The sequence below is a fragment of the Thiocystis violacea genome (genome assembly GCF_016583565.1).
GTDB lineage: Bacteria > Pseudomonadota > Gammaproteobacteria > Chromatiales > Chromatiaceae > Thiorhodococcus > Thiorhodococcus violaceus_A.
The window spans coordinates 1-25,731 of sequence record NZ_NRRF01000062.1; the positions used below are offsets into that span (position 1 = coordinate 1).

Annotated in this window: 23 protein-coding genes, 2 tRNA genes and 1 riboswitch; of the genes, 19 read left to right on the forward strand and 6 right to left on the reverse strand. The window is 64.1% G+C overall.

Features of this window, described 5'->3' with window-relative positions:
- Positions 1-204: 204 nt before the first annotated feature.
- The 3 genes from holA to leuS all read right to left on the reverse strand — a co-directional run bounded on the left by holA (position 205) and on the right by leuS (position 4,553).
- Positions 205-1,236, reverse strand: coding sequence for a DNA polymerase III subunit delta (holA, locus tag CKO23_RS19015; RefSeq protein WP_200333525.1), 1,032 nt, complete (start codon positions 1,234-1,236; stop codon positions 205-207).
- Between the two features lie 68 nt (positions 1,237-1,304).
- The gene (locus tag CKO23_RS19020) at positions 1,305-1,865 is read right to left on the reverse strand and encodes an LPS-assembly lipoprotein LptE (protein WP_346014642.1); all 561 of its coding nucleotides are present in this window, start codon (positions 1,863-1,865) and stop codon (positions 1,305-1,307) included.
- Between the two features lie 132 nt (positions 1,866-1,997).
- On the reverse strand, positions 1,998-4,553 hold the full coding sequence (gene leuS / locus CKO23_RS19025) for a leucine--tRNA ligase (protein WP_200333532.1): 2,556 nt from the start codon (positions 4,551-4,553) through the stop codon (positions 1,998-2,000).
- A 212-nt stretch (positions 4,554-4,765) separates the two neighbouring features.
- On the opposite strand from leuS, the gene CKO23_RS19030 reads away from it, so the two are divergent.
- The 13 genes from CKO23_RS19030 (at position 4,766) to CKO23_RS19090 (ending at position 14,857) form a co-directional block, all read left to right on the forward strand.
- Positions 4,766-5,323 carry a zinc ribbon-containing protein gene (locus CKO23_RS19030; protein WP_200333533.1) on the forward strand — a complete coding sequence of 186 codons (558 nt, stop codon included), beginning with the start codon at positions 4,766-4,768 and terminating at the stop codon, positions 5,321-5,323.
- Positions 5,324-5,400: 77 nt separating this feature from the next.
- Positions 5,401-5,490, forward strand: a riboswitch (glycine riboswitch).
- A gap of 203 nt (positions 5,491-5,693) precedes the next feature.
- Positions 5,694-6,785, forward strand: a complete 1,092-nt coding sequence (gene gcvT / locus CKO23_RS19035; RefSeq protein ID WP_200333534.1) for a glycine cleavage system aminomethyltransferase GcvT — start codon at positions 5,694-5,696, stop codon at positions 6,783-6,785.
- A 105-nt stretch (positions 6,786-6,890) separates the two neighbouring features.
- Positions 6,891-7,286, forward strand: a complete 396-nt coding sequence (gcvH, locus tag CKO23_RS19040; protein ID WP_200333570.1) for a glycine cleavage system protein GcvH — start codon at positions 6,891-6,893, stop codon at positions 7,284-7,286.
- Between the two features lie 79 nt (positions 7,287-7,365).
- Positions 7,366-8,754: an aminomethyl-transferring glycine dehydrogenase subunit GcvPA gene (gcvPA, locus tag CKO23_RS19045; RefSeq protein WP_200333535.1), complete on the forward strand. Its 1,389-nt coding sequence runs from the start codon at positions 7,366-7,368 to the stop codon at positions 8,752-8,754.
- Between the two features lie 145 nt (positions 8,755-8,899).
- Complete coding sequence (locus CKO23_RS19050) at positions 8,900-9,649, forward strand: class I SAM-dependent methyltransferase (protein ID WP_200333536.1); 750 nt, start codon at positions 8,900-8,902, stop codon at positions 9,647-9,649.
- Between the two features lie 71 nt (positions 9,650-9,720).
- Complete coding sequence (tpx, locus tag CKO23_RS19055) at positions 9,721-10,218, forward strand: thiol peroxidase (protein ID WP_200333538.1); 498 nt, start codon at positions 9,721-9,723, stop codon at positions 10,216-10,218.
- 77 nt (positions 10,219-10,295) lie between these two features.
- Positions 10,296-11,765: an aminomethyl-transferring glycine dehydrogenase subunit GcvPB gene (gcvPB, locus tag CKO23_RS19060; protein ID WP_200333540.1), complete on the forward strand. Its 1,470-nt coding sequence runs from the start codon at positions 10,296-10,298 to the stop codon at positions 11,763-11,765.
- Positions 11,758-12,129 (forward strand): diacylglycerol kinase, encoded by a 372-nt coding sequence (locus CKO23_RS19065; protein ID WP_200333542.1) that lies wholly within the window; start codon positions 11,758-11,760, stop codon positions 12,127-12,129. The genes gcvPB and CKO23_RS19065 overlap by 8 nt, the downstream gene beginning before the upstream one ends.
- 110 nt (positions 12,130-12,239) lie before the next feature.
- The gene (moaB, locus tag CKO23_RS19070; protein WP_200333544.1) at positions 12,240-12,770 is read left to right on the forward strand and encodes a molybdenum cofactor biosynthesis protein B; all 531 of its coding nucleotides are present in this window, start codon (positions 12,240-12,242) and stop codon (positions 12,768-12,770) included.
- Positions 12,771-12,781: 11 nt separating this feature from the next.
- Positions 12,782-14,035, forward strand: coding sequence for a molybdopterin molybdotransferase MoeA (locus CKO23_RS19075; protein ID WP_200333546.1), 1,254 nt, complete (start codon positions 12,782-12,784; stop codon positions 14,033-14,035).
- Positions 14,036-14,069: 34 nt separating this feature from the next.
- Positions 14,070-14,324: a molybdopterin converting factor subunit 1 gene (moaD, locus tag CKO23_RS19080; protein WP_200333548.1), complete on the forward strand. Its 255-nt coding sequence runs from the start codon at positions 14,070-14,072 to the stop codon at positions 14,322-14,324.
- A 69-nt stretch (positions 14,325-14,393) separates the two neighbouring features.
- Positions 14,394-14,582: a hypothetical protein gene (locus tag CKO23_RS19085; RefSeq protein ID WP_200333550.1), complete on the forward strand. Its 189-nt coding sequence runs from the start codon at positions 14,394-14,396 to the stop codon at positions 14,580-14,582.
- Positions 14,567-14,857, forward strand: coding sequence for a type II toxin-antitoxin system RelE/ParE family toxin (locus tag CKO23_RS19090; RefSeq protein ID WP_200333552.1), 291 nt, complete (start codon positions 14,567-14,569; stop codon positions 14,855-14,857). The genes CKO23_RS19085 and CKO23_RS19090 overlap by 16 nt, the downstream gene beginning before the upstream one ends.
- 43 nt (positions 14,858-14,900) lie before the next feature.
- Here the strand turns inward: CKO23_RS19090 and CKO23_RS19095 are convergent, their stop codons facing one another.
- Together CKO23_RS19095 and CKO23_RS19100 are read right to left on the reverse strand one after the other, a co-directional pair.
- Positions 14,901-18,173: an efflux RND transporter permease subunit gene (locus tag CKO23_RS19095; protein ID WP_200333554.1), complete on the reverse strand. Its 3,273-nt coding sequence runs from the start codon at positions 18,171-18,173 to the stop codon at positions 14,901-14,903.
- Positions 18,166-19,257 carry an efflux RND transporter periplasmic adaptor subunit gene (locus tag CKO23_RS19100; RefSeq protein WP_200333556.1) on the reverse strand — a complete coding sequence of 364 codons (1,092 nt, stop codon included), beginning with the start codon at positions 19,255-19,257 and terminating at the stop codon, positions 18,166-18,168. The genes CKO23_RS19095 and CKO23_RS19100 overlap by 8 nt, the downstream gene beginning before the upstream one ends.
- Before the next feature lie 367 nt (positions 19,258-19,624).
- Between CKO23_RS19100 and CKO23_RS19105 the strand changes: the two genes are divergently transcribed.
- The 6 genes from CKO23_RS19105 to CKO23_RS19130 all read left to right on the forward strand — a co-directional run bounded on the left by CKO23_RS19105 (position 19,625) and on the right by CKO23_RS19130 (position 23,431).
- The gene (locus CKO23_RS19105; protein WP_200333558.1) at positions 19,625-21,442 is read left to right on the forward strand and encodes an AMP-binding protein; all 1,818 of its coding nucleotides are present in this window, start codon (positions 19,625-19,627) and stop codon (positions 21,440-21,442) included.
- A gap of 44 nt (positions 21,443-21,486) precedes the next feature.
- A tRNA-Gly gene (locus CKO23_RS19110) sits at positions 21,487-21,560 on the forward strand.
- 11 nt (positions 21,561-21,571) lie between these two features.
- Positions 21,572-21,895: a putative signal transducing protein gene (locus CKO23_RS19115; RefSeq protein ID WP_200333560.1), complete on the forward strand. Its 324-nt coding sequence runs from the start codon at positions 21,572-21,574 to the stop codon at positions 21,893-21,895.
- Positions 21,892-22,956 carry an A/G-specific adenine glycosylase gene (gene mutY / locus CKO23_RS19120; RefSeq protein WP_200333562.1) on the forward strand — a complete coding sequence of 355 codons (1,065 nt, stop codon included), beginning with the start codon at positions 21,892-21,894 and terminating at the stop codon, positions 22,954-22,956. Before CKO23_RS19115 ends, mutY begins: the two co-directional genes overlap by 4 nt.
- 13 nt (positions 22,957-22,969) lie before the next feature.
- Positions 22,970-23,242, forward strand: a complete 273-nt coding sequence (locus CKO23_RS19125) for an oxidative damage protection protein (RefSeq protein WP_200333564.1) — start codon at positions 22,970-22,972, stop codon at positions 23,240-23,242.
- A gap of 113 nt (positions 23,243-23,355) precedes the next feature.
- A tRNA-Phe gene (locus CKO23_RS19130) sits at positions 23,356-23,431 on the forward strand.
- Positions 23,432-23,900: 469 nt separating this feature from the next.
- On the opposite strand, the gene rpoH is transcribed toward CKO23_RS19130, so the two are convergent.
- Positions 23,901-24,737, reverse strand: a complete 837-nt coding sequence (gene rpoH / locus CKO23_RS19135) for an RNA polymerase sigma factor RpoH (RefSeq protein ID WP_200333566.1) — start codon at positions 24,735-24,737, stop codon at positions 23,901-23,903.
- Positions 24,738-25,731 lie beyond the last annotated feature (994 nt).

Genomic DNA, 25,731 nt, shown 5'->3' on the forward strand with positions numbered 1-25,731 from the left:
ATTCGGGCTCGGATCGCCAGTTGCTGCGCCGTGGTGTGCTGACGCACCAACGCCTCCAACTGGGTACGTTCTTTGTCGGTGAGGGAAACGGGAATCGGGGTGCAGCGTGGCATCGTGTCATCAACTCATCGGCGAAACTCAAGACAGATGAGTAGGATGCCATCGATCGCCCAGAAACAGTATTAGGACTTTCACTCTAGACCACTAGTCGCCGCGCGCGGAGGTCGGCGCGGCACCGGTGCAGAGGCTGTCCGCGATCACGGCCAGTCCGTGCCAGGGTTCCTCCTGAGACAGGCCCTTGATGGAGCGGTCGATCTCCGCGCAGCGCTGGAGCAGCCGGTGCAGGGTCTGCGCGCGCAGCCGGCGCAACGCCGCCTCGATGCCCTGCTGGCGCATCCTGGGAACCCGATGCGCCGCGAAGACCGCGCTCAGCGCCCCGCCATGCGCAACGGCGCTGCCCGCCTCCGCCAACATGCGGATCTCACGCGCAAGCACCCAGAGGATCAGCGCATCGGCGGTTCCCTCGCCCCTGAGCACGGATAGGATCCGCTGGACACGGGCGCGATCGCCGGCCACCGCGGCATCCGTCAAGGCAAAGAGATCGAAACGGGCACTGTCGGCGAGATTGCCCAGCAGATCGTCCAGCCGCAAGGGGCCGGACTCGTGCAGCAGCCTGAGCTTCTCGATCTCCTGCGCGCCCGCCAGAAGGTTGCCTTCCGCGCGCTCGGCCAGCATGGCCGCAACGCCTGGCTCCGGCGCAAAGCCGGCGGCCTTGAGGCGCTGCGCGAGCCAGTCCTCCAGCTCACGCTCCTTGAGCGGCCAGACTTGGACGAGGGCGCCAATGGCCTCGACCTGCTTGGCCCACTTCGCTTGAAGGTCCTTACGGTCCAGCTCAGGCGCCAGAATGAGCAAGAGGTTGTCAGGACAGGGGCGCTCGCAATAGTGGCGAATCGCCTCGCTGCCCTCTTTGCCAATCTTGCCATTGCCGATCCGCAGCTCGATGAGCTTGCGGTCCGAAAAGAGTGACATGGACTCGGCCGCGGCGGTCAAGAGACCCCAGTTGAAACTGGCCTCGGCGTCGAGCACCTCGCGCTCGTCGTAGTCCGCTCGCTTCGCCTTCTCGCGAATCAGGCGTGCCGCCTCACCGAACTGAAAGGGCTCGTCGCCACAGAGGAGGTAGACAGGCAGCACGCCTGACTTGAGGTGTCCCGACAGTTGATTGAATCGGACGTGCATCAGTCGCAACCTCGAGCGCCGCGCCGCGCACAAACATCATTCACAGGCTGACCAATGACCACGGCACCCTAGCCCAGCACGGCCCTGAGACGCATCAGGATGCGATCGGCCACGTCGGTCGCGAAATCCTCGTAGATCATTTCCTGCTCCAACTGTTTGCCGAGCACCTCGACATCGGGATTGTCGAAGTTGCGCATCAGGTCCAGCGTCAGGGGCGGAACGCGTTGCTGCCCATCGGCGCCCACGGCATCGAAGCGAACCACATAATGGAGTTCGTAGGCGAGCGTCTTGCCATTCGCATCGACCGCCGCGACGCGCGAAGAGCGCAGCTCGGACAAGATGCGCAGCCTCAGCTTGGCGTCCGCCGTGCTCTCGGTCAGACGCACCTTGCTACCAACCAGCAGGTCTTTGAACGCCGGGCGCAGCAGCGAGTCGCGGGAACTCTGCAAAAAGATCGGGTTGTACTCAGCGGGAACCTCGACGCTACCCCGAAGATGAAAGCCACAACCGGTTGACAGCGTGACGACAAGGGCCAGCCAGGCGAGCCGGCCGAGCCTTGCAATGCGGCGGCCCCTCGCCTGGCTGGACGTCACGGCGCCTGTGAGCCGTCGTTCCGCTCGACGGCTCACAAACGTCTCCCTGGCTCGGCGCGCAAGGCATGGGCGTCTCGCAGTCCGTCATCCATCATCCGCACTCCCCCGCTCGTTTCAAGGCACGCCCCGATCGCACACCGCGACTCACTCTACAAGCCACGACTCAGCTCAAACAACGATATTCAGCAGCTTCCTCGGCACCAGAATGACCTTGCGAATGGCGCTGTCGCCGACGAACTTGCCGATCTGCGCGTTGGCGAGCGCCGCGGCCTGAACGGCATCCTTGTCGGCGTCGATCGCGACCTTGACGCTGCCGCGCACCTTGCCGTTGACCTGAACGACGTACTCGATGCTGTCCTGCTCGAGCGCGGCTTCATCCACCCGCGGCCAGGCGGAACTCAGGATGTCGTCACCAAGCCCCAGCGCGCTCCAGAGGTGATGGGTGACATGCGGTGCGATGGGCGCCAGAAGTCGCAGCACGATGCCGACACCTTCGCGCAACAAGGGTCCGCGCGCCGCGCTCTCCTCCAGCTTGTAGAGCACGTTGACCATGCTCATGCAGGCGGAGACCACCGTGTTGAACTGCTGACGCTCGTAGTCGAACAGGGCCTTCTTGAGCGTGCCGTGGATCTCGCGACGGGCGTCCCGCGCGGCCGCGTCCAGATCGGGCACGGCCCCCGCGGCCCGGATCAGCTCCGCCTCCCCGACCGCCAGCGCCCAGAGGCGCTTGATGAAACGGAAGGCGCCCTCGACACCCTCGTCATTCCATTCCAGCGACTGATCCGGCGGCGAGGTGAACATGGTGTAGAGGCGCACCGTATCGGCGCCATAGCGTTCGGTGAGGGACTGGGGATCGACACCGTTGTTCTTGGACTTGGACATCTTCTCGATGCCGCCGAAGCTGACCGGCTGACCATCGGCCTTGAGCACCGCGCCGACCAGCTTGCCCTTGTCGTCGCGCTCGACCTCGACATCAGCGGGGTTGAACCACTGCTTGCGGCCATCGGCATCGGCGCGATACCAGGTCTCCGCGATGACCATGCCCTGCGTCAGCAGCCGCGCAAAGGGCTCGTCGCAGTCGACCAGTCCCTCGTCGCGCATCAGCTTGTGGAAGAAGCGCGCATAGAGCAGATGCAGCACCGCATGCTCGATACCGCCGACATACTGATCGACCGGCAGCCAATACTTGGCACGCTCGTCGAGCATGGCCGTGTTGCAATCGGCGGAGCAATAGCGGGCGTAGTACCAGCTCGACTCGAAGAAGGTGTCGAAGGTATCCGTTTCGCGCGTCTCGCCGTTCGGCAGCTCGGAGAAGGCGGGCATGCGCTTGAGCGGCGAGCCCGAGCCATCGACGACGACGTCATCCGGCAGGCGCACGGGCAGGTCCGTCTCGGGGCGCACATCGCCATCGGCGGCGTGGACCACGGGCAGCGGACAGCCCCAGTAACGTTGGCGCGAAACGCCCCAGTCACGCAGGCGGAAATTGACGGTCTTCGCGCCCTTGCCGCGCTCGGACAGCCAGTGCGCGATGGCCTCCAGCGCCTGATCGAAGTCCATCCCGTCGAATGGGCCTGAGTCGAACAGGATCCCCTTCTCGGTGTAGGCGCCTTGCGCGATGCCGCAGGGACTCCCGTCCTCCGAGCGAATCACGGGCTTCTTGGCGATACCGTAGCGCTCGGCAAACTCCCAGTCGCGCTGGTCGTGCGCAGGCACGGCCATGACCGCGCCCGTGCCATAGCCCATGAGCACGAAGTTGGCCGCAAAGATCGGCACGGGCTCGCCGGTGATGGGATGGATGGCATCGATGCCGAGCCGATGCCCCTTCTTCTCCATGGTCTCGATCTCGGCCTCGGAGGTTCCGCCCTGGCGGCACTCCTCGATGAAGGCCGCCAGCTCGGGAGTGTCCTCGGCGGCGCGGTGCGCCAGCGGATGCTCCGCGGCGACGGCGACATAGGTCACGCCCATCACGGTATCCGGGCGTGTCGTATAGATGCCCAGCACCGCCTCGGAGCCCGCGATGCCGAAGTCCATGTGAACGCCTTCGGAGCGCCCGATCCAGTTGCGCTGCATGGTGCGCACCCGCTCCGGCCAGCCATCCAGGCCATCGAGGGCGTCCAGCAACTCCTGGGCATAGTCGGTGATGCGCACGAACCACTGCTCGATCTCGCGCTTCTCGACCGGCGCGCCCGAGCGCCAGCCCTTGCCGTCGATGACCTGCTCGTTCGCCAGCACCGTCTGGTCGATGGGATCCCAGTTGACCGTGGCGCGCGAGCGGTAAGCCAGCCCCTTCTCGATCAAGCGGGTGAAGAGCCACTGCTCCCAGCGGTAATAATCCGGGTCGCAGGTTGCCAGCTCGCGCTCCCAGTCGTAGCCGAAACCGAGCTGCTTGAGCTGGCCCTTCATGTAGGCGATGTTGGACTTGGTCCACTGCGAGGGCGGGATGCCGTGCTGGATGGCCGCGTTCTCGGCGGGCAGACCGAAGGCGTCCCAGCCCATGGGCTGGAGCACGTTCTTGCCCAGCATCCGCTGATAGCGCGCGATCACGTCCCCAATGGTGTAGTTGCGCACATGCCCCATGTGCAGCCGCCCGGATGGGTAGGGAAACATGGACAGGCAGTAGAACTTCTCGCGGGACGGATCCTCGCGAGCCTTGAAGGACTGGTTGTCTTCCCAATAGCGCTGGGCCGCAGCCTCGATGACGCGCGGATCGTAGTCGGTCTGCATGGAGTCGTGGTCTTGTTGAAAGCGAGTTGGGGGGAATGGAACCCGCCTAGAATAGCGCAGAGCGCCGCGGCTCCGCGACCGCTAGCCAGCGCTCCTCTTGAAATGGCACTATCCCGAGGCGAAACCATGAGGGGGTCGCCAATCTCCAGGCAACCGCGCAGACGCTGCCGCGGCTTGGCCCAACCACAGAGGACTCGGTCCCGAGGTACGACATGAGCGATGAGAACAAGACGGATTCGACTGAGACGAAAGACCCCGCCGACAAGCTCGTGAGCGCCTATGAGCAGATGCTCAAGCAGACGCACGAGACCATCGAGAAGGCGCAAAAGGAATCCGTGCCGAAATTTCGCGAGATGCTCGAGAAGGCGCGCGACAACATGGTCGAGCTCGGCGAGCTGACCCGCGAGGAAGCCGACAAGGTCTCGGACTACATCAAGCGCGACATCGAGGATGCCGCCAACTACATCGCCGAGAGCGGTCAGGAGCTGCGCGACTGGTGGCGCTTCGATCTCCAGCTCATGGAGCAGCGCATGATGGACATGTTCACGCGCGTCGCGGACCAGACCAGTCTGCAGCTCGCGCAATGGGCCGAGACCGCGCGCCAGATGAGTCTCTACCAGGCCGGCGAGATCACGGGGCCGGGCACGCTCACCTGCGACCGCTGCGGCGCGCAAACCCACTTCGTCAAGGCCGGTCGCATCCCACCCTGCGCGGACTGCGGCGGCACCAGCTTCCGCCGCCGCAAAGACGAGGGCACCACCGAGGATTGAGGCGAGCGATCGCGCCAGCACCGGACGCTGCCCGACTGGTAATCGGGATGTCCGGCGCTTATAGTTCCGACTTCGTGTCAAGTCCCGTGGGAGAGACCGGCCTCTGGCCGGCGCCGAAGGCGCAACACCGCCCGGAATCGCTCAGGCAGAAGGACCGCGGGAATAACGACCGACTCTGGAGAGCGGTAGCAGCGAATGCGAAAGCTGCTACCCACCGACGGGGCAGCAGCGCACGCCAATCGGCCGAGCGCCGCAAACTCTCAGGTCTAGGACAGAGGGGCGACAGCCTGAAGCCAGCGGCTTTCGGCTGTTGTCGTTTGTCTGTGTCCGCAAGGATCAGGCAGCTCGTTCAGGTCCAACGGAGAGTCGGATGGGATTGCGAACCCCCCTTTACCCGGAGCATGAGCGGCTCGGTGCCCGTCTCGTCCCCTTCGGCGGCTGGGACATGCCGCTGCATTATGGCTCCCAGCTGGAAGAGCATCACGCCGTGCGCCGCGCCGCGGGCATGTTCGACGTGTCCCACATGCAGCCCGTCGATATCGCGGGGGCGGACGCGGAGTCCTACCTGCGCCACCTCCTCGCCAACGATGTCGCCAAGCTCAAGGCCCCTGGCAAGGCGCTCTACAGCTGCATGCTCAACGCGCGCGGCGGCGTGGTCGACGACCTCATCGTCTACGCGCGCGAGCCGGGCCGATACCGCGCCGTCGTGAATGCCGCGACGGCCGACAAGGATATCGCCTGGATGCAGCGGCACGCCGCCGGCTTCGAGGTCGAGATCGACCGCCGTTCCGACCTCGCCATGATCGCCGTCCAGGGCCCGGAGGCGCGCCAGAGAGCCGCCGCGCTGCTGCCCGCCGATCTGCGTGAGGCCGCCATGCAGCTGCAGCCTTTTTTCGCCGCTGACGGGGAGCGCTGGTTCGTGGGACGAACCGGCTATACGGGCGAGGATGGCTTCGAAATCATGCTGCCCGCCGATGAAGCGGCCGGACTCTGGCGATCGCTCAATGCCGCCGGCGTCCAACCCTGCGGATTGGGTGCGCGCGACACCTTGCGGCTGGAGGCCGGAATGAACCTCTACGGCCAGGACATGGACGAAGACATCGGCCCCCTCGAGTCGGGGCTGGGCTGGACCCTCGCCTGGGAGCCCGCCGAGCGCGAGTTCATCGGTCGGGAAGCACTCACCCAGCAGCGCGACGCGGGGAACCACGGCGTCTTCGTCGGACTGCTGCTGACGGGACGCGGGGTGATCCGCAATCACCAGCGGGTCTTGTGTGATGGCCGCGCGGTCGGTGAAGTCACCTCGGGGGGATTCTCGCCGACGCTGGAGCGCTCGATCGCCCTGGCCCGTGTCGAGCCGGGCATCGCGGACAGCTGCGACATCGAGATCCGCGGCAAGGCCGTGCCCGCGCGCGTCGTCCAACCACCCTTCGTGAGGCATGGCAAGGCGCGCATCGCGCTCTAACGCTGGCGCCGCACTCCAGGATCCGGCGCCCCGCCCCGCCCCACGCAGGCACCGGCGCCCCAGTAACAGCCAAGATCCCAGAGGGATCGAGATAGAGGAATGAGCATGAGCGAAGTGCCCGCTGAGTTGAGATACACCAAGACCCACGAATGGGTGAAAGACAATGGCGACGGCACCCTGACCGTCGGCATCACCGACCACGCGCAAGAGGCGCTGGGCGACATCGTCTTCGTCGAGCCCCCCGAGGTCGGCCGCGCGATCGCGGCGGAGGAGGCCAGTGCCGTCGTCGAGTCGGTCAAGGCGGCCTCCGACATCTACGCCCCGCTCGCCGGCGAGATCGTCGAGACCAACGCGACCCTCACCGACGCCCCGGAGACCATCAACACCAGCCCTTACGAAGATGGTTGGATCTTCCGGTTCGCGCCAGCCGACCCGAGCGCCTACCACAACCTCCTGGACGCGGCCACCTACGAGCAAGCCGTCGAGGACGAAGACGACTGACGCCCTCCGCCGCCAGGCTCGCAACGGCCGGGCTCACCACAGAACGAGGGTCCGCGTGCCGGACCCCGGACATCGATCTATGCCTTTCGTACCCCACACCCAAGACGACATCGCGGCGATGCTCGCCACCATCGGCGTCGCTTCCATCGACGCGCTCTTCGACGAGATCCCGCGGGAGCTGCGCATCGGCGAGCTGGCGGCGATCCCGACCGGCATGTCGGAGATGGAGATCGCCCGCCTGATGCAGGCGCGCGCCCGAGCCGACGGACAGCCGGTCTGTTTCATCGGGGCTGGCGCCTACGACCATCACGTCCCGGCCGCCGTCTGGCAGATCGCGACCCGTGGTGAGTTCTACAGCGCCTACACCCCCTATCAGGCCGAGGCCAGCCAGGGGACGCTGCAGGTGCTCTACGAGTTCCAGTCCATGATGACGGCGCTGACCGGCCTGGATGCCTCCAACGCCTCGCTCTACGACGGCGCCTCCGCCCTCGCCGAGGCCATCCTCATGGCGGTGCGCGCGAACCGGCAGACCAAATCGACCAAGGTGCTGATGCCGCGGACCCTGCATCCGGCCTATCGGCGCACGGTTCGGAGCATCGTCGAGCCTCAGGGGATCGAGCTGATCGAGGTGCCCTTCGATGCCGCGACCGGACAGACGTCAACCGGCCAGCTCGACACCGCGGCTGGCGCGGATGAGCTCGCCGCCGTCGTCATCGTCCAACCCAATTTCTTCGGTGTCTTGGAGCCGGTCGATGCGCTCACCGACTGGGCCCATGCCCATCAGGCGCTGGCGATCGCCCTGGTCAACCCAATCGCACTGGCACTGCTGTCGCCGCCTGGCGACTGGGGCGCCAGGGGCGCGGACATCGCCTGCGGCGAGGCCCAACCACTGGGCATGCCGCTGGCCTCCGGTGGACCCTATGCCGGCTTTCTCTGCTGCAAGATGGACCTGGTCAGACAGCTGCCGGGGCGGATCGCCGGGCGGACGCTGGACCTCGACGGCAAGCCGGGCTTCACCTTGACGCTCCAGGCGCGCGAGCAGCACATCCGCCGCGGCAAGGCGACGTCCAACATCTGCACCAACCAGGGCCTGCTGGTCACCGCGGCCACCATCCACATGGCCCTCTTGGGTCCCGAGGGACTGGAGCGAGTCGCCGCCGCCTGCCATGCCAACACGCGCGCGCTCGCGGCCATGCTGTGCGAAATCCCGGGCGTGGAACCGGTCTTCGATGGACCCATCTTCCACGAGCAGGCACTGCGGCTGCCGGCGCCGGCCGCGGATCTCCTGCGCGCGCTGGCGGCCCACAACCTGCTCGGTGGCTTGGATCTCGCGTCGGACTATCCAGAGCTCGGGTCGGCCGTCCTAGTCTGTGCGACCGAGCTGCGCACCGAGGAGGAGATGCAGAGCTATCGGGACACGCTGGCTCGAATCGTCGCAACCCACAGCCAAGCGCCACCCGAGATGTGACGGGAAAGACGGTGACGCGAGCCGGCCAGCCACCCGCGGGCCCACCACTTAGCCACCACGCGTGGAGGATTGCTCCACCCCGTCCGCCAGGTCAGAATCCCACGACCATCACTGACCTTCGTGCAACCGGCAAGGAGAGCACCCGATGCCATTCAGCAATGTCGAGCAGATCACGCCCATCATGCAGGAGGTGCTGCGGATCCGCCCCGAAAAAATGCTGGATGTTGGTTGCGGCTTTGGGGTCTATGGCATGCTCAGCCGGATCCAGCTCGACCTCTATTCCGACGAGACCTTCTATACCAAGGTGTTCCGAGCGCACCGTTCCTCAAAACGCTGGGCGGGGACACGCATCGACGCCATCGAGGGCTTCGAGGACTATTTGGATTACATCCCGGACTGGGTCTACGACGACATTCGCGTCGAGGACGTGCGCACGGCACTGCCGACCATCCCGGACGAGCACTACGACCTCTGCCTGGCACTTGCAATCATCGAGCACCTCACCAAGGAGGAGGGCCTGGAATTCATTCGGCAGCTCAAACGCATCGGCAAGGCCGTCGTCATCGCGGTACCCAAACGCGTCGATTCTCAAGAGGTTCCAAACAACCCCTTCGAGACCCACAGATCCGCGTGGCAGCGGGAGGACTTCGTCGCGCTTGGCGCCAATGCCTTCCTGCCGCACAGCGCCGCCTGGATCGCGGTCTTCGACGCGAGCAGACCGCGAGGCGCGACCGCAGAACCGACGCCTGCGGCGCCGAGCACCGAGCTTGAGCTTGCGCGCATCGAGAACAAACTCGATACATTGCTTGAGAGACAGACACAGGTTCTCTCGGCCCTGAGCATCAAGCACAGAATCGGAAGCCTCTGGGGCCGGATGTCCCGAGCGACTCGCTGACAGGACGCACGCCGAGAGACGCAGACCGCATGTATTCGCGGAACCATTCACCCAACGACCGGAGACGACCCATGGCCACCACCGCACTCCAAGGCAACCCCGTCACGCTCAACGGCGATCTGCCCGCCGTCGGCAGCACGGCCCCCGACTTCAAGCTGGTCGACAAGGATCTCGGCGACAGGACGCTGGCGGATTTCGCCAGCAAGAAGAAACTGCTCAACATCGTCCCCAGTCTCGACACCCCGGTCTGCGCGACCTCGACCAAGAAGTTCAATGAGGCCATGGCCGGCAAGAGCGACGCGGTCGCCCTCGTCATCTCGGCCGATCTGCCTTTCGCCATGGGCCGCTTCTGCGGTGCCGAGGGCATCGAGAACGTGATCGGCCTCTCCATGATGCGCTCACGCAACTTCGCGAAAGACTACGGAGTCTTGATCGAGGACGGCCCGCTCGCCGGCATCACGGCCCGCGCGGTCGTCGTCCTGGATGCCGACAACCGGGTGGCCTATACCCAGCTCGTGCCCGAGATCACCGAGGAGCCCGATTACGAGGCCGCTCTCGCCGCGCTCTGAGACCTCCGCTGCTGCCCCACCCGCCTCGCGATTCGCTCGCGGGCGGCCACATGATGCCGATTCCTTGTCGCTCCGCCATGCTGATTCACGACCAATCCAGAACCGGTCGCCGGGCCACCGCCCAGGCGCCACTCGATGCCCCTCAGGTGACCGATATCCCAGAGGGGCTGCGCCGTCGCGCGCGACCCGCGCTGCCAGAGGTCTCCGAGATGCAGGCGGTACGCCACTACACGCGGCTGTCGCAGAAGAACTTCTCGATCGACACCCATTTCTATCCCCTGGGCTCCTGTACCATGAAGTACAACCCGCGGGCCTGTAACAGCCTGGCGATGCTGCCCGGCTTCCTCGCGCGCCACCCGATGGCGCCGGAGACACACAGCCAGGGACTCATGGCCTGTCTCTTCGACCTGCAGGAGATCCTCAAGCAGGTCACGGGGATGCACGCCGTCTCGCTCGCCCCCTCCGCGGGTGCTCAAGGCGAGTTTGCCGGCGTCGCCATGATCCGCGCCTACCACCAGGCCCGCGGGGATCACGCCCGCACCGAAATCCTGGTGCCGGACGCCGCTCACGGCACCAATCCCGCCTCGGCCGCCATGTGCGGATTCAAGGTGCGCGAGATCCCGACCGGCGACGACGGCGACGTCGAGCTCGAGGCACTCAAGGCCGCTGTCGGGCCGCAAACCGCGGGCATCATGCTTACCAATCCGAGCACCGTCGGCGTCTTCGACCGCAACATCCAGGCGATCGCACGCAGCGTGCATGACGCCGGCGGTCTCCTCTACTACGACGGCGCCAATCTCAACGCCATCCTCGGCAAGGTTCGACCAGGCGACATGGGCTTCGACGTCATCCACATGAACCTGCACAAGACCTTCTCGACCCCACACGGGGGGGGTGGTCCGGGCGCGGGTCCGGTTGGCGTCTCCAAACGCCTGGAACCTTTCCTGCCGGTGCCCATGGTCGACTTCGACGGCGATGACTACCACTGGCTGACCGAGTCGGAGCGCCCGGAGACGATCGGCCGGCTCACGGCCTTCGGTGGCAACATGGGGATCCTGCTCAGGGCCTATGTCTATGCACGCATGCTCGGCCGCGAGGGCATGGGACGGGTGTCCGAGTTCGCCACGCTCAACGCCAACTACCTCATGGCCCGCCTGCGCGAGGCCGGCTTCGAGGCCGCTTATCCGCGGCGGCGCGCCAGCCACGAGTTCATCATCACGCTCAAGCGCGAGTCGCGCGAGCTTGGCGTCAACGCCATGGACTTCGCCAAGCGCCTGCTGGACTACGGCTATCACGCCCCGACCACCTACTTCCCACTTCTGGTCCCCGAGTGTCTGCTGATCGAGCCGACCGAGTCCGAGACCAAGGAAGACCTGGACGGATTCGTCGAGGCCATGATCGCCATTCGACGCGAAGCCCAGGAGGAGCCGGAGACGCTCAAGGGTGCGCCGCACAAGATGCCGGTCCGTCGGCTCGATGATGTCCGCGCCGCCAGACATCTGGATCTGGCCTGGAAGCCGGCGGCAAGTGAGACCACGCATGGCTAACCACAACAACAAGGGATGGCGCCGCGTCGTCCGAGCCTTCGGTTACTCCATGAAGGGGCTGAAGGACTGCTTCGAGTTCGAAGAGGCTTTCCGACAGGAGGTCTTCCTGCTGATCCCGCTGATCCCGCTAGGCCTTTGGCTGGGCGAGACGCCCGTCGAGCGGGCCATGCTCATCGGGAGCCTGCTGATCGTTCCCATCGTCGAGCTGCTGAACTCAGCGATCGAGGCCAATGTGGACCGCGTCGGTCTGGAAAAGCATGAGCTATCCGGGCGGGCCAAGGACATCGCCTCCGCCGCCGTCTTTTCCAGCATCGCCTTTTGCCTCGTGATCTGGATCCTGATCCTGGTGCCGAAAGTGCTGTGACCCCTTGGCCGGCATGGCGCAGCGTCCGCGCCATGCCGGCCACTGACAACGTCCCTGCGCGCCCTTGCGATTCCAGCGCCCCCTTTCCGCCCCCCGCCAGAGGTTCGATGATGAGCGAGCATTTCACAGAGCAGCCTTTTATCCCACTCAAGATCGCCGTCCTCACCGTGTCGGACAGCCGCGGCGAGGACGAGGACACCTCGGGCAAGCTCCTCAAGGAGCGCGCGGAGACAGCTGGGCATCAGGTCGTCGCCAAGGAGATCGTGCGAGACGACGTCTATCAGCTGCGCGCCGTCTTTTCGCGCTGGATCGCCGACCCGGATATCAACCTGGTGCTGAGCACCGGCGGAACGGGCGTCACCGGGCGCGACAGCACGCCCGAGGCCATTCAACCGCTGCTCGACAAGACCATCGAGGGCTTTGGCGAGCTGTTCCGGCAGATCTCCTTCGAGGACATCGGCGCCTCGACCTTGCAGTCGCGCGCGCTCGCCGGCCTCGCCAACGGAACCTTCGTCTTCTGCCTCCCCGGCTCGACCGGTGCCTGCCGCACGGCCTGGGACCGCATCCTGCTGCCGCAGCTGGACAGCCGTACCCGCCCCTGCAATTTCGCTCAACTCATCCCGCGCCTGCTCGAGCGCTGAGGCCAGACCCCATGACCGACGCCCACGCGTGCGCCGCCGCGCCCGACAACCGCCAGTCTTTCACCAAGGACGAGGCCATCGCCTTCCTCGCCTCCAGGGTCGCGCCCATCGCCGACAACGAAAGCGTCCCGACGGATCAGGCACTCGGACGAGTGCTGGCGCAGCCCGTGATCAGCGCCATTCAGGTGCCTGGCTGGGACAACAGCGCCATGGACGGCTACGCCATCCGCCACGCAGACCTGGCCTCGCTCCAGGGCCAGCTGCGCGTCAGCCAGCGCATCCCCGCGGGATCGACCGGGCAGCCTTTGGAGCCGGGGACCGCCGCACGCATCTTCACCGGCGCGCCCGTCCCCCAGGGCACCGACACCGTTGTCATCCAAGAGGTCTGCGAGCACACCGGCGACAGCGTCGCCATCCCGCTGGACTGCAAACCAGGGACGAACATCCGCCGCGCCGGTGAGGACATCCAGGCGGGCGCGGAGGTCATCGCCGCCGGCGTGAAGCTCGGCCCCCAGCACCTCGGGTTGGCGGCATCCGTCGGAGTGGGCGAGCTGAGGGTCTATCGGCGCCTGCGGGTCGCCGTCTTCTCCAGCGGCGATGAGCTGGTCATGCCCGGCCAGCCGCTCGGACCTGGACAGATCTACAACTCCAACCGCTTCAGCCTGATCGGGTTACTCGCTGGCTGGGGCTGCGACGTCATCGACCTGGGCATCGTCAAGGACAGCCTGGATGGCACGGTCGAGGCACTGGCGCGCGGGGCCGAGCACGCCGATCTCATCATCGCCAGCGGCGGCGTCTCGGTGGGCGAGGAAGATCACATCAAGCCCGCGGTGGAGCAGCTCGGGCGCCTGGACCTCTGCCAGATCGCCATTCGCCCGGGAAAACCGGTCGCCTTCGGCTGGGTCCGGGAAACACCCTTCTTCGGCACGCCTGGCAACCCCGTCTCGCTCTTCGTGACCCTCTGTCTCTTCGCCCGTCCCATCGTGCGACGCCTGCAAGGCATCGCCGGAGATGCCGCTGCGCGAACGCTTCGGCTACCAGCCGGATTCGATTGGCCACGCCCGGATAAGCGCCTGGAGTTTCATCGCGCCCGCCTCGAGACCGGGGCGGACGGGACGCTGGAGGTCAGCGTCTATCCGAGCCGCTCCTCCGCCGTGCTCTCTTCGGTCGCCTGGGCGGACGGCTTCGTGCAGCTTCAGCCGGGCCAGGTCATCGAGCGGGGCGACCCGGTCGACTTCATCCCATTCGCCGACCTGCTACATTGAAAGCGCACGCGCAACTGAGACGGCACGCGCAACCATGATCCGGATTCTCTACTTCGCCCGACTCCGTGAGGCGCTGGGCACGGACGCCGAGACGTTTGCGTTGCCGGCGGAGGTCCACACCCGCGACGACCTGCGCGCGCGGCTGAGCACGCGAGGCCCTGTCTGGTCCAGCGCCCTGGCAGAGGACGCCGCCATCATGGCGGCGGTCAATCAGGCGATTGCCCGCCCGGACACCCCCATCCACGACGGCGACAAGGTCGCCCTCTTCCCTCCTGTGACCGGCGGCTGAAGCTGACTTGATCTCGTCAGTCCGTCGGCATAGTGTTCCGGGCGAGGCGAATCCATCAGGACCAGGGTCATGCAGAATGCAAAGCAGGCGGTCATCGAGATGCTGCGCCAGCTCCCCGACGACGCGACGCTCGAAGATATCCAATACCGGCTCTATCTCATCGCCAAGACCCGCAAAGGACGCGAGGACATCGCCCAGGGGCGCGCCTACCTCAACACCGAGGCGAAACAGCGGCTGGATCGATGGCTGGAGAGCTGATCTGGTCACGGACGGCCCTGGACGATATCGAGGCGATCGCGGGTTGGATCGCACGCGACTCCATGACGCACGCACGCGACCTCGTCGAACGCATCGTTGCCCGTAGCGAAGCGCTGCTGACCGAGACCAGCAGACCGCAGCTGCTGCTCGACCTCGACGCCATTCGCGTTCTCGAGCGACCGCTGGAAGGTTTTCGCATCCTCTACGAGCGCCACGGAGACGACCTGCATCTCCTGGCCGTCATCCATCGCGACGGCGCTCAGCCCGCGAATTAGCGCGGAGCCTCCTTGCTCCCAACAGCCTCCCGCGCGCCTGGACTCAGCCCGTTGCCGTGCGAATCCAGTCGACCCGCTTGCGCATCACGCCATAGTAGACGACCGGGATGACCACCAGAGTCAACACGGTCGAGACGAAGAGCCCGAACAGCAGGGACACCGCCAGCCCCGAGAAGATGGGATCGTCGAGGATGAAGACCGCCCCGGCCATGGCCGCGGCGGCGGTCAGGGCGATGGGCTTGGCACGCACGATGGCCGAGCGGATCACCGCCTCCTCGAGCGTCAGCCCCTCGCGAACCTGCTGGTTGATGAAGTCCACGAGCAGGATGGAGTTGCGCACGATGATGCCCGCTAGCGCGATCATGCCGATCATGGAGGTCGCGGTGAACTGGGCTCCGAGCATCGCGTGTCCAGGCAGGATCCCAATGAGTGTCAGCGGAATCGGCGCCATGATGACCAGCGGAACCAGATAGCTGCGGAATTGCGCCACGACCAACAGATAGATGAGCAGCAGCCCGACGCCATAGGCGATGCCCATGTCACGGAAGGTCTCATAGGTCACCTGCCATTCGCCGTCCCACTTGAGGCTGTACTCGTAGGGATTGGTCGGCGCCGCGCGATACCACTGCTCCAGGCCCTTGTCGGCCGTCAGCGTCTCGGCGATCTCGAAGAGCCCGTAGAGCGGGCTATCCGTCTTCCCCGCCATATCGCCCGTCACATAGACGACCGGCAGCAGATCCTTGTGATAGATGCTGTGCTCGCGGCGTCCATCGACGACCTCCACGATCTCCGAAATCGGCACCAGGTCGCCAGAGCTGGCACGCACCCTGAGGGCGAGTACCTGCTCCAGGTCGGCCTTGTCCGCCTCGCTGTACTCGACCCGAATGGGCACGGCGTACTTGACGTTAGCCCCATGGAGGAAGCTCACATCCTCGCCGTCCAGCACGGTCGCCAGGGCGGTTGCGATGCTGGACTGCTGCACGCCGAGCCGAGCCGCCTTGGCGCGATCGACGACCAGGGTGAGCTTCTTGGAGGCGTCCTCGACCGAGTCGTCCACGTCGACGATGTCCGGGGTATTCTCGAAGACCTCGCGCACCTCCTTGGCGACGCGAATCTGCCCCTCGTAGTCCAGCCCGTAGACCTCGGCCACCAGTGGCGAGAGCACGGGCGGCCCCGGGGGGATCTCCACGATCTTGGCGTTCCCGCCATAGGCCGTGGCGATCTCCTGCAGCGGGCCGCGCAACGCCAGGGCAATGGCGTGGCTCTTCTTGTCGCGATGATGCTTGTCGACCAGGTTGACCTGGAGATCACCCAGATTCGCCCCCTCGCGCAGATAGTATTGCCGCACCAATCCGTTGAAATTGATCGGGGCCGCGGCACCCGCGTAGGACTGATAGTCCGTGACCTCGGGGACGCTCGCGAGATAGTCGCCCATCGCCGCCAGCACCCGAGCGGTCTGCTCCAGGCTGGTGCCTTCCGGCATGTCCAGAACGACCTGGAATTCGCTCTTGTTGTCGAACGGCAGCATCTTGAGCACCACCGTGCGATTGACCGCGAGGAAGATGGACGCGGCGATCAGCAGCAGCACGCCCGCCAGCAGCAGCCAGCGGTTCAGGATGCCCTTGCGCCCGACGAGGAAGGGGCCGATCAGGCCGTGAAAGAGTCGGTCCATAACCCCCTTTCCGGCACTGGCCCCGTGGTCGGAGGCGTGGGCGTGCTCGCCATGCCCCGCCGCGGCCCGCCCGCGCCCCAGCATGAAATTGGTCATCCAGGGCGTGAAGACGAAGGCGACCGTGAGCGAGATCAACATCCCCATCGAGGCATTGATGGGGATGGGGCTCATGTAAGGCCCCATGAGCCCGGTCACGAAGGCCATGGGCAGGAGTGCCGCAATCACGGTAAAGGTCGCCAGGATGGTTGGCCCGCCGACCTCGTCGACCGCCCTCGGCATCAGCTCCAGCAGCCAGGACGCACGGCTCTGTCCGGGCTGGGGCCGCTTCATGGCCATGTGCCGATGGATGTTCTCCACCACCACGATGGCATCGTCCACCAGAATTCCGATGGAGAAGATGAGCGCGAAGAGCGAGACGCGATTGAGCGTGAACCCGTAGGCCCAGGAGGCGAAGAGGGTCAATGCCAGGGTGACGATGACCGCCGCGCCGACGATCACGGATTCGCGCCAGCCAATGGCGAAGAGCACCAGCAGCACCACGGACGCGGTGGCGAAGGCGAGCTTGGTGATCAGCTTCTTGGCCTTGGCGTCAGCGGTTGCGCCATAGTTGCGCGTGACGGTCACCTCGACGCTCTCCGGGATGAAGATGCCCTCCAGCTGCGCGAAGCGGTCGATGACGTCCTGAGCGACCTTGACGGCATTGACGCCGGACTGCTTGGCCACGGCGATGGTGACGGCCGGCGTGCTCCCGAGCAGATCGATCCCGACCTGCCCAGCCGCCGCGCCGGCACCCACGCGCACATAGGTCGCCGGCTGCTGCGGTCCGCGCTCGATGGTGGCGACATCACGCAAATAGACGGGGCGGCCGCCATGCAGACCGACCACCAGATCGCCGATCTGCTCCGGCGAGGTCAGGAAGGTACCGGCCTGAACCAGGATCTCCTGATTGTCTGCGGTGACGTGGAGGTCGTCGCGCGCGAGATTGCCGGCCTGCAGGGCGTTGCGCAGGTCGGACAGATCGATGTCGTAGCCGGCGAGCGTCTCGGGCTTGAGCAGCACGCGGACCACCTGATCCGGCACACCCAGGGTGTAGACGTCGCGCGTGCCGGGGACACGCTTGATCTCCTGCTCGATCGCATGGGCGACCTTGCCCAGCTCGAAGGCCCCGAGGCTTGGATCCTTCGACCAGAGCGTCGCGGTCAGGATGGGGACATCATCGATCCCCTTGGGCTTGATGATGGGCGTACCCACGCCGAGATTCGGCGGCAGCCAGTCCTGATTGGACTGCACCTTGCTGAAGAGGCGCACCACCGCATCCGTATTGTCTTCGCCGACCTGGTACTGGACCGTCACCACGGCCATGCCGGGGCGCGAAACGGAGTAGACGTGCTTGATGCCCTTGATCTCCGAGAGCACCTGCTCGGCGGGACCGGCGACGAGGTGCTCGATCTCCGAGGCCGAGGCGCCCGGATAGGGAATGAAGACGTCGGCGAAGGTGACATCGATCTGCGGCTCTTCCTCGCGCGGCGTCACCAGTACGGCGAAGACGCCCAGCAGCAGGCCCACCAAAGCGAGCAGAGGGGTGATCTCCGTGGCCTGAAAACGCTGCGCGATCCGGCCCGAAATGCCGAGTCCTTCAGTCATGCGCCGTCTCCGCCTGCTCCGCGCGCGCGGCGACCAGCTGAGACTTGAGCGCCACGCCAGCGGCGATGGGGTCCAGCGCCACCTGCTCGCCTGCGCTCAGACCGGCAAGGACGACATAGGCGTCCGGCAGCATCTGCCCAAGCCGCACGAGCCGAAAGGAGATCTGTCCATCCGCGCCGATCACATAGACGCCTGTCACCTCGGAACGGTGAACCACGGCCGCCCGCGGCACCATCAGCTCGGACTTCTCGCCGACCACGAAGCCCGTCTTGACCAGCATTCCGGGGAAGAGGACCTGATCCGGATCGCCATCCGTCACCGGCAGATCGATGCGCACCTTAAAGGTATTGGATCCCAGGTCGGCGAAGGGGAAGACCGTGATCTTACTCGTCTCCGTGACCTCGCCGTCAGGCAGATAGACGCGCACGCGCGCACTCGACGACGCCCCCCCTCTGACGGACGGGATGATGCTTTGCGGCACGTCGACCGTGACGCGCAGCTGGTCCAGGGAGATGCCGCTCATCACCGGCGAGCCAGGACTGGCGACCTCGCCGACCGAGACGTGACGGTGGGTCACGATCCCCGAGTAAGGCGCGCGTATCTGCGTGTAGGCGAGTTGCTCCTGTGCCTGCTCCAGACGCGCCGTCGAGGCATCCAGCGCGGCCTGAGCGCTCTCGAGGTCGGCTTTGGCCTTGTCCATGGCGGATGCCGAGACATTCTTCTTGCGATAGAGCCCGACGACCCGCTCATGCTCCTCCTTGGCCTGCTGCAGCCGTGCCGCCGCGGACTTGAGATCCGCGGCGGCTTGGCCCACCCGCGCACGATGTTCCGTGTCCTTCAGCCGCACGAGGACGGCGCCCTTCTCGACGAAGTCGTCGACGTCGTAGAAGAGCTCCTCCACCTGGCCCTGCGTCTGAGCGGAGACCGTGGTGCGGTTGACGGCCTCGATGACGCCATCCAGACGATACTCGCGCGGTAGCGGCTGGGCACGGACCTCGGACGTCTGTAGCGGTGCCCCCTGTGCGATCTGCACAGAGAGCACCAGCAGTGCGGGGACTGCTGCAATCAGCTTGAAATTCAACATGACAGTTGTCGATCCATAAATATTAGATTTCACTAATATTGCATGCCGGGACAGAATTTCAAGCGAAATTATCAATCTAGGCAATGAACAAGGCAAACGCGAGGATTGCAAAACGATGACGGGCTTTATACCGTTTGCATCCCCCATGGAACCTGCATCCCTCATGGAAAGCGAGGGATCTGCATTTAAGCCTGCGGCCACAACGAGATGCGTCCCTGGATCCGGCCGTTGGCCGCTCCATGCTGGATACAGCGCAGGAATGACCGTGAAGACCGACGCCTGCTGCTGATCGACCCGTTAGACGCAGGCCGCCGCCGCGCAAGCGCTTCCTGGAGCGCCGCGAGAGACGAGATATGAGGACACCCTTGTGAGCCGATGGTCCGAGGACTTGATCGCTGTCGACCGCGCCAAGACGCTGGACGGCCTATTCGTACAACGGGTTTCGCGATCACCCGACCGCATCGCTTACCGTCACTATGACGCGGGCGTGGGCTGGCGGCAGCTCACCTGGCGCGAGATGGGCGATTGGGTCGCACGCTGGCATCAAGCCCTAGCCAAGGAGCCACTGGCGGACGGAGATCGCGTCGCCATGCTGCTTCGCAACTGTCCGGAATGGGTCATGTTCGATCAAGCCGCCTTCTCCCGAGGGTTGATCACCATCCCCCTCTACACGGACGATCGCGCCGAGAACGCCGCTTACATCCTGCAAGATGCCGCCGTCAAGGTGCTCCTCATCCAGGACGCCGGACGCTGGCGACGTCTCGCGGAGGCGCTCGGGGACGCCCCCTGGCCGCTGCGCGTCGTCATCCTCGAGTCCAGCCCGGCGGCTCGCGCCATGACCGAGCCCGACCCCAGGGTCGTGATCGCGGAGGATTGGCTGCCGAACAGCGCCCCGCCGCTCGTCCAGCGCAACGGCGATCCGCGCTCGCTCGCAACCATCGTCTACACCTCGGGCACCACCGGGCGCCCCAAGGGCGTGATGTTGACTCATCACAACATGCTCACCAACGCACATGCCGTCCTGACGCTGATCAACGTCTACGGGGAGGATCTCTTCCTCTCCTTTCTGCCGCTCTCGCACATGCTCGAGCGTACGGGCGGCTATTACTTGCCGCTCATGGCCGGCTCAACGGTCGCCTTTGCGCGCTCGGTCGGGCAGCTTGCGGAGGACATGAAGACCATTCGTCCGACGGTGATGATCGCGGTCCCTCGTGTCTTCGAGCGCGTTTACCAGAAGATCGCGGACCAACTCGCGACCCGCCCGGCCCCGGTCCGCTGGCTGTTCCGACTCGCCGTTGCCGCTGGCTGGCGGGCATTCCTCAAGCGTCAGGGCCGCGGGGGCTGGCATCCGCTTCTGCTCCTGTGGCCCACGCTCAAACGCAAGGTGGCCACCCCTGTGCTCGACAAGCTCGGCGGGCGCATGCGCGCCGCCGTCAGCGGGGGAGCAGCCCTACCCTCGGAAGTGGCACACACCTTCATTGGACTGGGGCTACCCCTGATCCAGGGCTATGGGCTCACCGAAACGAGCCCGGTCGTCAGCTTCAATCCGCTGGAAGACAATATTCCAGAGAGCGTCGGCGTCCCCATTCGAGGTGTCCAGGTGCGCGTCGGCGCCGAGCGCGAACTCTTGGTCAAGGGCGACAACGTGATGCAGGGCTATTGGAACAACCACACCGCCACGACCAAGATCCTGAGCCACGACGGCTGGCTGCACACAGGCGACCAGGCCCGCATCGAGCACGGCCACATCTATATCACGGGCCGTATCAAGGACATTCTGGTGCTTTCCAACGGCGAGAAGATCCCGCCAGCGGATCTGGAAATGGCGATCGCGATGGACCCACTGTTCGAGCAGGTCGTGGTGCTGGGCGAAGGCCAATCCCATCTCTCCGCCCTTCTGGTGCTGAACGCCGACCTCTGGAGCGGGCTCGCGGGCGAGTACGGCCTGGACCCAGACCAGCCCGAGAGCCTGGACGACACGCGGCTCCACAAGGACATCATCAAGCGCATCCGGCTCGCGCTCAGAGACTTCCCCGGTTATGCGAAGATCCGCCGCGTGACCGTGACGCTCGAGCCCTGGTCGATCGAGAACGGGCTGCTGACACCGACACTCAAGGTAAAACGCAACAAAGTCATCGAACGTTATCACGACCGGATCGAGGCGATGTACGCCTTCGATGGATGAAGCTTGCCATCCCGGCAAGCTCTGCTTACACTTAGCTGCTGTAAGCGGGTGTAGTTCAATGGTAGAACCTCAGCTTCCCAAGCTGATGGCGTGGGTTCGATTCCCATCACCCGCTCCACCCCTCCCAACATGCAGCAACTCTATCAAGCCCGCGATCGCATCGAAGCGCAGATCCTCCGCGACCTCTTGGATCGGCATCTGATCGAGACGGTCATCCTCGGCGACTACCTCTCTGGCGCCATCGGAGAGCTGCCGGCAGACATTTACCCGACGCTCTGGCTGATCGACAACGCGGATCTCGACAGAGGCTTGGAGTTGCTTCGACACTTCTTCACGGAGAAAGACGCGCGCGAGGATGGCGAAGCCTGGATCTGCGCCTCCTGCGGCGAACTGGTCAGCGACGATTTCGAGATCTGCTGGAATTGCAACCAGGCCAAGCCGACCTCGGAATGAAGCCGCCTCCCGACGATTTTGCGCAACGCGTCCTGCGCTGGCAGGGCCAACATGGCCGCAAGGATCTGCCCTGGCAGAGGACGCGCACAGCCTATCGCGTCTGGGTCTCCGAGATCATGCTGCAGCAGACGCAAGTCGGGGTCGTCATCCCCTACTTCGAGCGCTTCATGGAGCGTTTCCCAACCCTGCTCGACCTCGCCAACGCCACGCTCGATGACGTACTCGCCCACTGGGCTGGGCTCGGCTACTACGCCCGCGCGCGCAACCTCCACCGCGCCGCCCGCCAAGTCCGAGATCACCACGAGGCTCGCTTTCCCTCAACGCTAGAGCAGGCCCAAGCCCTCCCAGGAATCGGACGCTCAACGGCCGGCGCCATCCTGTCGCTCGCCCGCGGCCAGCACCATCCGATTCTGGACGGCAATGTGAAACGCGTGCTCTCGCGCCATTTCGGCATTGCGGGCTGGCCAGGCAAGAGCGACGTGCTCGCCAACCTCTGGCGGCTCGCCGAACACTGCACACCGAGCGCTCGCACAGGCGACTACAATCAGGGAATGATGGATCTGGGGGCGACACTCTGCACGCGCAGCAGGCCGGCGTGCGATCGATGCCCGCTCACTGATAATTGCGTCGCCCGTCGACAGGGCCGTCAGTCGGAGCTGCCTTCTCCGCGACCACGCAAGACGCTTCCGACGCGGAGCACCCTCATGCTCGCGGTGCGGAACGCTGACGGAGAGATCCTGTTGGAACAGCGCCCGCCGACGGGCGTCTGGGGCGGGCTCTGGAGCTTACCGGAAACCTCGCCGGAAACCTCGCCAGAGCAATGGTGCCAGACATACCTGCAGATGCCACCGCTGCGGATTGAAATGCTGCCGCAGCGACGCCACACCTTTAGCCATTACACACTCATCATCGGCATCGCGGCGATCGAAATCGACAAGTCACCGCCACGCATTCAGGATCGAGCCAGTCAGCGCTGGGAATCTCTCGCTAGCGCCGACAAGCTCGGAACACCAGCGCCCATCAGCAGGATCATCGCTGATCTGACAAATACCCCAATCTAGCGGGAGAGATTGAATGACCCGAATGGTTCACTGCATCAAACTCGGACAAGAAGCCGAGGGACTTGCAAGACAGCCCTATCCAGGCGACCTAGGCAAGCGCATCTTCGAACAGGTCTCCAAACAGGTCTGGCAGGAGTGGCTTCGCCATCAGACCATGCTCATCAACGAGAACCGCTTGAGCCCGATGGACCCCAAGGCGCGCAAATTCCTAGAGAGCCAGATGGAACACTACTTCTTTGGTGGGGAGGTCGAAAAGCCGGCGGGCTATGTCCCGCCGAACAACTGACGTCAGCCAGGCACGGCCTACAAGCAACACTTCTCGCCAGCTATTGACAACCACTTTTCACGCTGCTTAAATACGCAGCTCGACGTGATCGCAATCAACGCGAATCACTCGAAGCCCAGGTAGCTCAGTTGGTAGAGCAGCGGACTGAAAATCCGCGTGTCGGTGGTTCGATTCCGCCCCTGGGCACCAAATTTCAAGCATTTAGACGCGCCAAGAGCGCGTCTTTTTATGCCCGGATACCTCATTCGCATCCTGCGGCGGTCGCTGCCCACTCCCTCCTTTGCGGCGCAACACGATCGCGCAGACGTTTCTATCCGCAGAACCTCGATAATTACCAAGCAGAGAAGTCATAGCGCGATGCGCATTGGCGCACGCTCGAAAGCAATGCCGGCCCGAGACTCGCTCTGTCAGCACCCGCCGAAACGCGGGCTTGGCCCACTTCGGACGGGGAGGCTAATCGGCCCACCCCGCCACCAAACAACATCAAAAACGCCGCCGCACCCGAAAGCTCAATTCGCGACAATCACTTCAGACAGTCCGCGACAGAGCAAGGTCAGATCACCGACTTCAACGCGGCGAGAGACTGCGCTAGAACGAAGACCCGCCACTTGACGGGTCTTGCCTCATCGCATCCGAAATACATCGGCAAGGATGTCAATCACACCTCGAGCTGCAACCGCATCTTTTTCATCGCATTTTTCTCGATCTGACGAATCCGCTCGGCGGAAACACCGAACTGCTCAGCCAACTCATGCAATGTCTGCTTCTTCTCAGACAACCAACGCTCGTAGAGAATGGTCTTGCTCCGGTCATCCAGACCTTGCAGGGCAGCGTAGAGGCGCTGACGCTGATTGCGGTCGGTGTCTTCTCGCTCTAGAAGACGCGCGGGCTCCATGCTGATGTCCGGCAAATAGGTCGATGGAGCGCTCGGCGCGTCGTCATCATCATCTTCAAGACCATCGAACGACAAGTCCTGGTTGGCGAGCCGGGACTCCATCTGCAGCACGGTCTCAGGCTTCACACCGAGGTCTGCCGCAACATCCTCAACCTCCTGTTTCGTAAACCAGCCGAGACGCTTCTTGGAACTACGGAGGTTGAAAAACAGTTTGCGCTGCGCTTTCGTGGTCGCTACCTTCACGATCCTCCAGTTACGCAGGATGTACTCATGGATTTCAGCCCGAATCCAATGAACTGCGAAGGAAACGAGGCGGACGCCCATGTCAGGCTCGAAGCGGCGCACAGCCTTCATAAGACCAACCGTGCCCTCTTGAATGAGGTCCGGCAATGGCAATCCGTATCCCAAGTAACCGCGGGCGATCCGAATCACGAACCGCAGATGAGATGTGACCAGCCGACGCGCGGCATCCATATCACCATGATCACGGAGCTGCACGGCAAGGGACTTCTCTTCTTCTGGCGTCAGGACGGGAATCTGGTAGGCACTGCTGATGTAAGCCTCGATCGTACCCGTCGGCATGATGAATTCTTTGGCCATGGTCAAATACCCGATGTTTTAGTTTGGACAAAAGCCTAGCATTTAGGTCAGTTATTTGCCAGCACTTATTGCGCGGTTTTAGAGTTGATGATCTTTTTCCCTTTCACCAGACTCTAGGCGAACAACCACTTTTGCACAAGGCGCTTTGGGGTATTCTACAGATCGTATGTTTCGATCAACACGATAGCCAGCAGTTATGAAGGTTATTTTACAATATAAATCAAAATGATAGATTTGAAGTAGGATAGAAGCGACCCTCAACGAATCCCTTCTCTCCTTCATGCTATGCACGGATTCTAAGAATTTTAGACGTTCAAAGGATAGACAAAGAAAACACAAAGGATAGACAAAGAAAACAAAGTCGCACGAAAACACGAAAGAGACAGCAAGATTCCTTCTAGATGAGAATCTAGAACATTTCTCTAGCGAGGGACATCACCAGGGCTTTGAAGGTGCGAAAATACAACTTTTATAATCAGCACTTTACGCGGGCACCCAGGCAGTGCTCCGGTGGTTAGCACCGGATTTGAGGCAGCGCAAAGCAGGTAAATCAATCGGTTACATTTCTACACTTTTCGTGACCTTCACAGCCCTGGGGACATCACCTCAGACCAAGGGATCAGAGGGATCAGAGGGATCAGAGGGATCAGAGGGATCAGAGGGATCAGAGGGATCAGAGGGATCAGAGGGATCAGAGTAACCCGGCCGCGATGGAGCGGCGCCAACGTGCGGAAAGACGCGCTCTTGCGCATACCGCAGCGGCATTGGGGCATGGGATACTGCGGACTGCTGCGCCGGAGTTCGAATTGGGTGCTGCATTGCAAGATGGGTAGAGCGTGACGGGTCGACGTTTCGACGTCACCTCGCCGCCGAGTCGCCGATTCTGTGGATTTCCCAAAGGAAAAACCCCCGCCGCTGATAAGTGGAGGGGGTTTTTGGGAGAGGCCCTGGCGGTGACCTACTTTCGCATGGGGAGGCCCCACACTAGCATCGG

Bases quoted from the DNA above. Each gene is read 5' to 3' on its own strand.
- CKO23_RS19090 (WP_200333552.1), top strand. From the start codon at position 14,567: ATGGCTGGAGAGCTGATCTGGTCACGGACGGCCCTGGACGATATCGAG.
- CKO23_RS19125 (WP_200333564.1), top strand. From the start codon at position 22,970: ATGACCCGAATGGTTCACTGCATCAAACTCGGACAAGAAGCCGAGGGA.
- leuS (WP_200333532.1), bottom strand. From the start codon at position 4,553: ATGCAGACCGACTACGATCCGCGCGTCATCGAGGCTGCGGCCCAGCGC.
- holA (WP_200333525.1), bottom strand. From the start codon at position 1,236: ATGCACGTCCGATTCAATCAACTGTCGGGACACCTCAAGTCAGGCGTG.
- gcvPA (WP_200333535.1), top strand. From the start codon at position 7,366: ATGCCTTTCGTACCCCACACCCAAGACGACATCGCGGCGATGCTCGCC.
- gcvT (WP_200333534.1), top strand. From the start codon at position 5,694: ATGGGATTGCGAACCCCCCTTTACCCGGAGCATGAGCGGCTCGGTGCC.
- CKO23_RS19065 (WP_200333542.1), top strand. From the start codon at position 11,758: ATGGCTAACCACAACAACAAGGGATGGCGCCGCGTCGTCCGAGCCTTC.
- CKO23_RS19115 (WP_200333560.1), top strand. From the start codon at position 21,572: ATGCAGCAACTCTATCAAGCCCGCGATCGCATCGAAGCGCAGATCCTC.
- moaB (WP_200333544.1), top strand. From the start codon at position 12,240: ATGAGCGAGCATTTCACAGAGCAGCCTTTTATCCCACTCAAGATCGCC.
- rpoH (WP_200333566.1), bottom strand. From the start codon at position 24,737: ATGGCCAAAGAATTCATCATGCCGACGGGTACGATCGAGGCTTACATC.
- gcvPB (WP_200333540.1), top strand. From the start codon at position 10,296: ATGCTGATTCACGACCAATCCAGAACCGGTCGCCGGGCCACCGCCCAG.
- CKO23_RS19050 (WP_200333536.1), top strand. From the start codon at position 8,900: ATGCCATTCAGCAATGTCGAGCAGATCACGCCCATCATGCAGGAGGTG.
- mutY (WP_200333562.1), top strand. From the start codon at position 21,892: ATGAAGCCGCCTCCCGACGATTTTGCGCAACGCGTCCTGCGCTGGCAG.
- CKO23_RS19075 (WP_200333546.1), top strand. From the start codon at position 12,782: ATGACCGACGCCCACGCGTGCGCCGCCGCGCCCGACAACCGCCAGTCT.
- tpx (WP_200333538.1), top strand. From the start codon at position 9,721: ATGGCCACCACCGCACTCCAAGGCAACCCCGTCACGCTCAACGGCGAT.
- CKO23_RS19030 (WP_200333533.1), top strand. From the start codon at position 4,766: ATGAGCGATGAGAACAAGACGGATTCGACTGAGACGAAAGACCCCGCC.
- CKO23_RS19085 (WP_200333550.1), top strand. From the start codon at position 14,394: ATGCAGAATGCAAAGCAGGCGGTCATCGAGATGCTGCGCCAGCTCCCC.
- CKO23_RS19095 (WP_200333554.1), bottom strand. From the start codon at position 18,173: ATGACTGAAGGACTCGGCATTTCGGGCCGGATCGCGCAGCGTTTTCAG.
- moaD (WP_200333548.1), top strand. From the start codon at position 14,070: ATGATCCGGATTCTCTACTTCGCCCGACTCCGTGAGGCGCTGGGCACG.
- CKO23_RS19100 (WP_200333556.1), bottom strand. From the start codon at position 19,257: ATGTTGAATTTCAAGCTGATTGCAGCAGTCCCCGCACTGCTGGTGCTC.
- gcvH (WP_200333570.1), top strand. From the start codon at position 6,891: ATGAGCGAAGTGCCCGCTGAGTTGAGATACACCAAGACCCACGAATGG.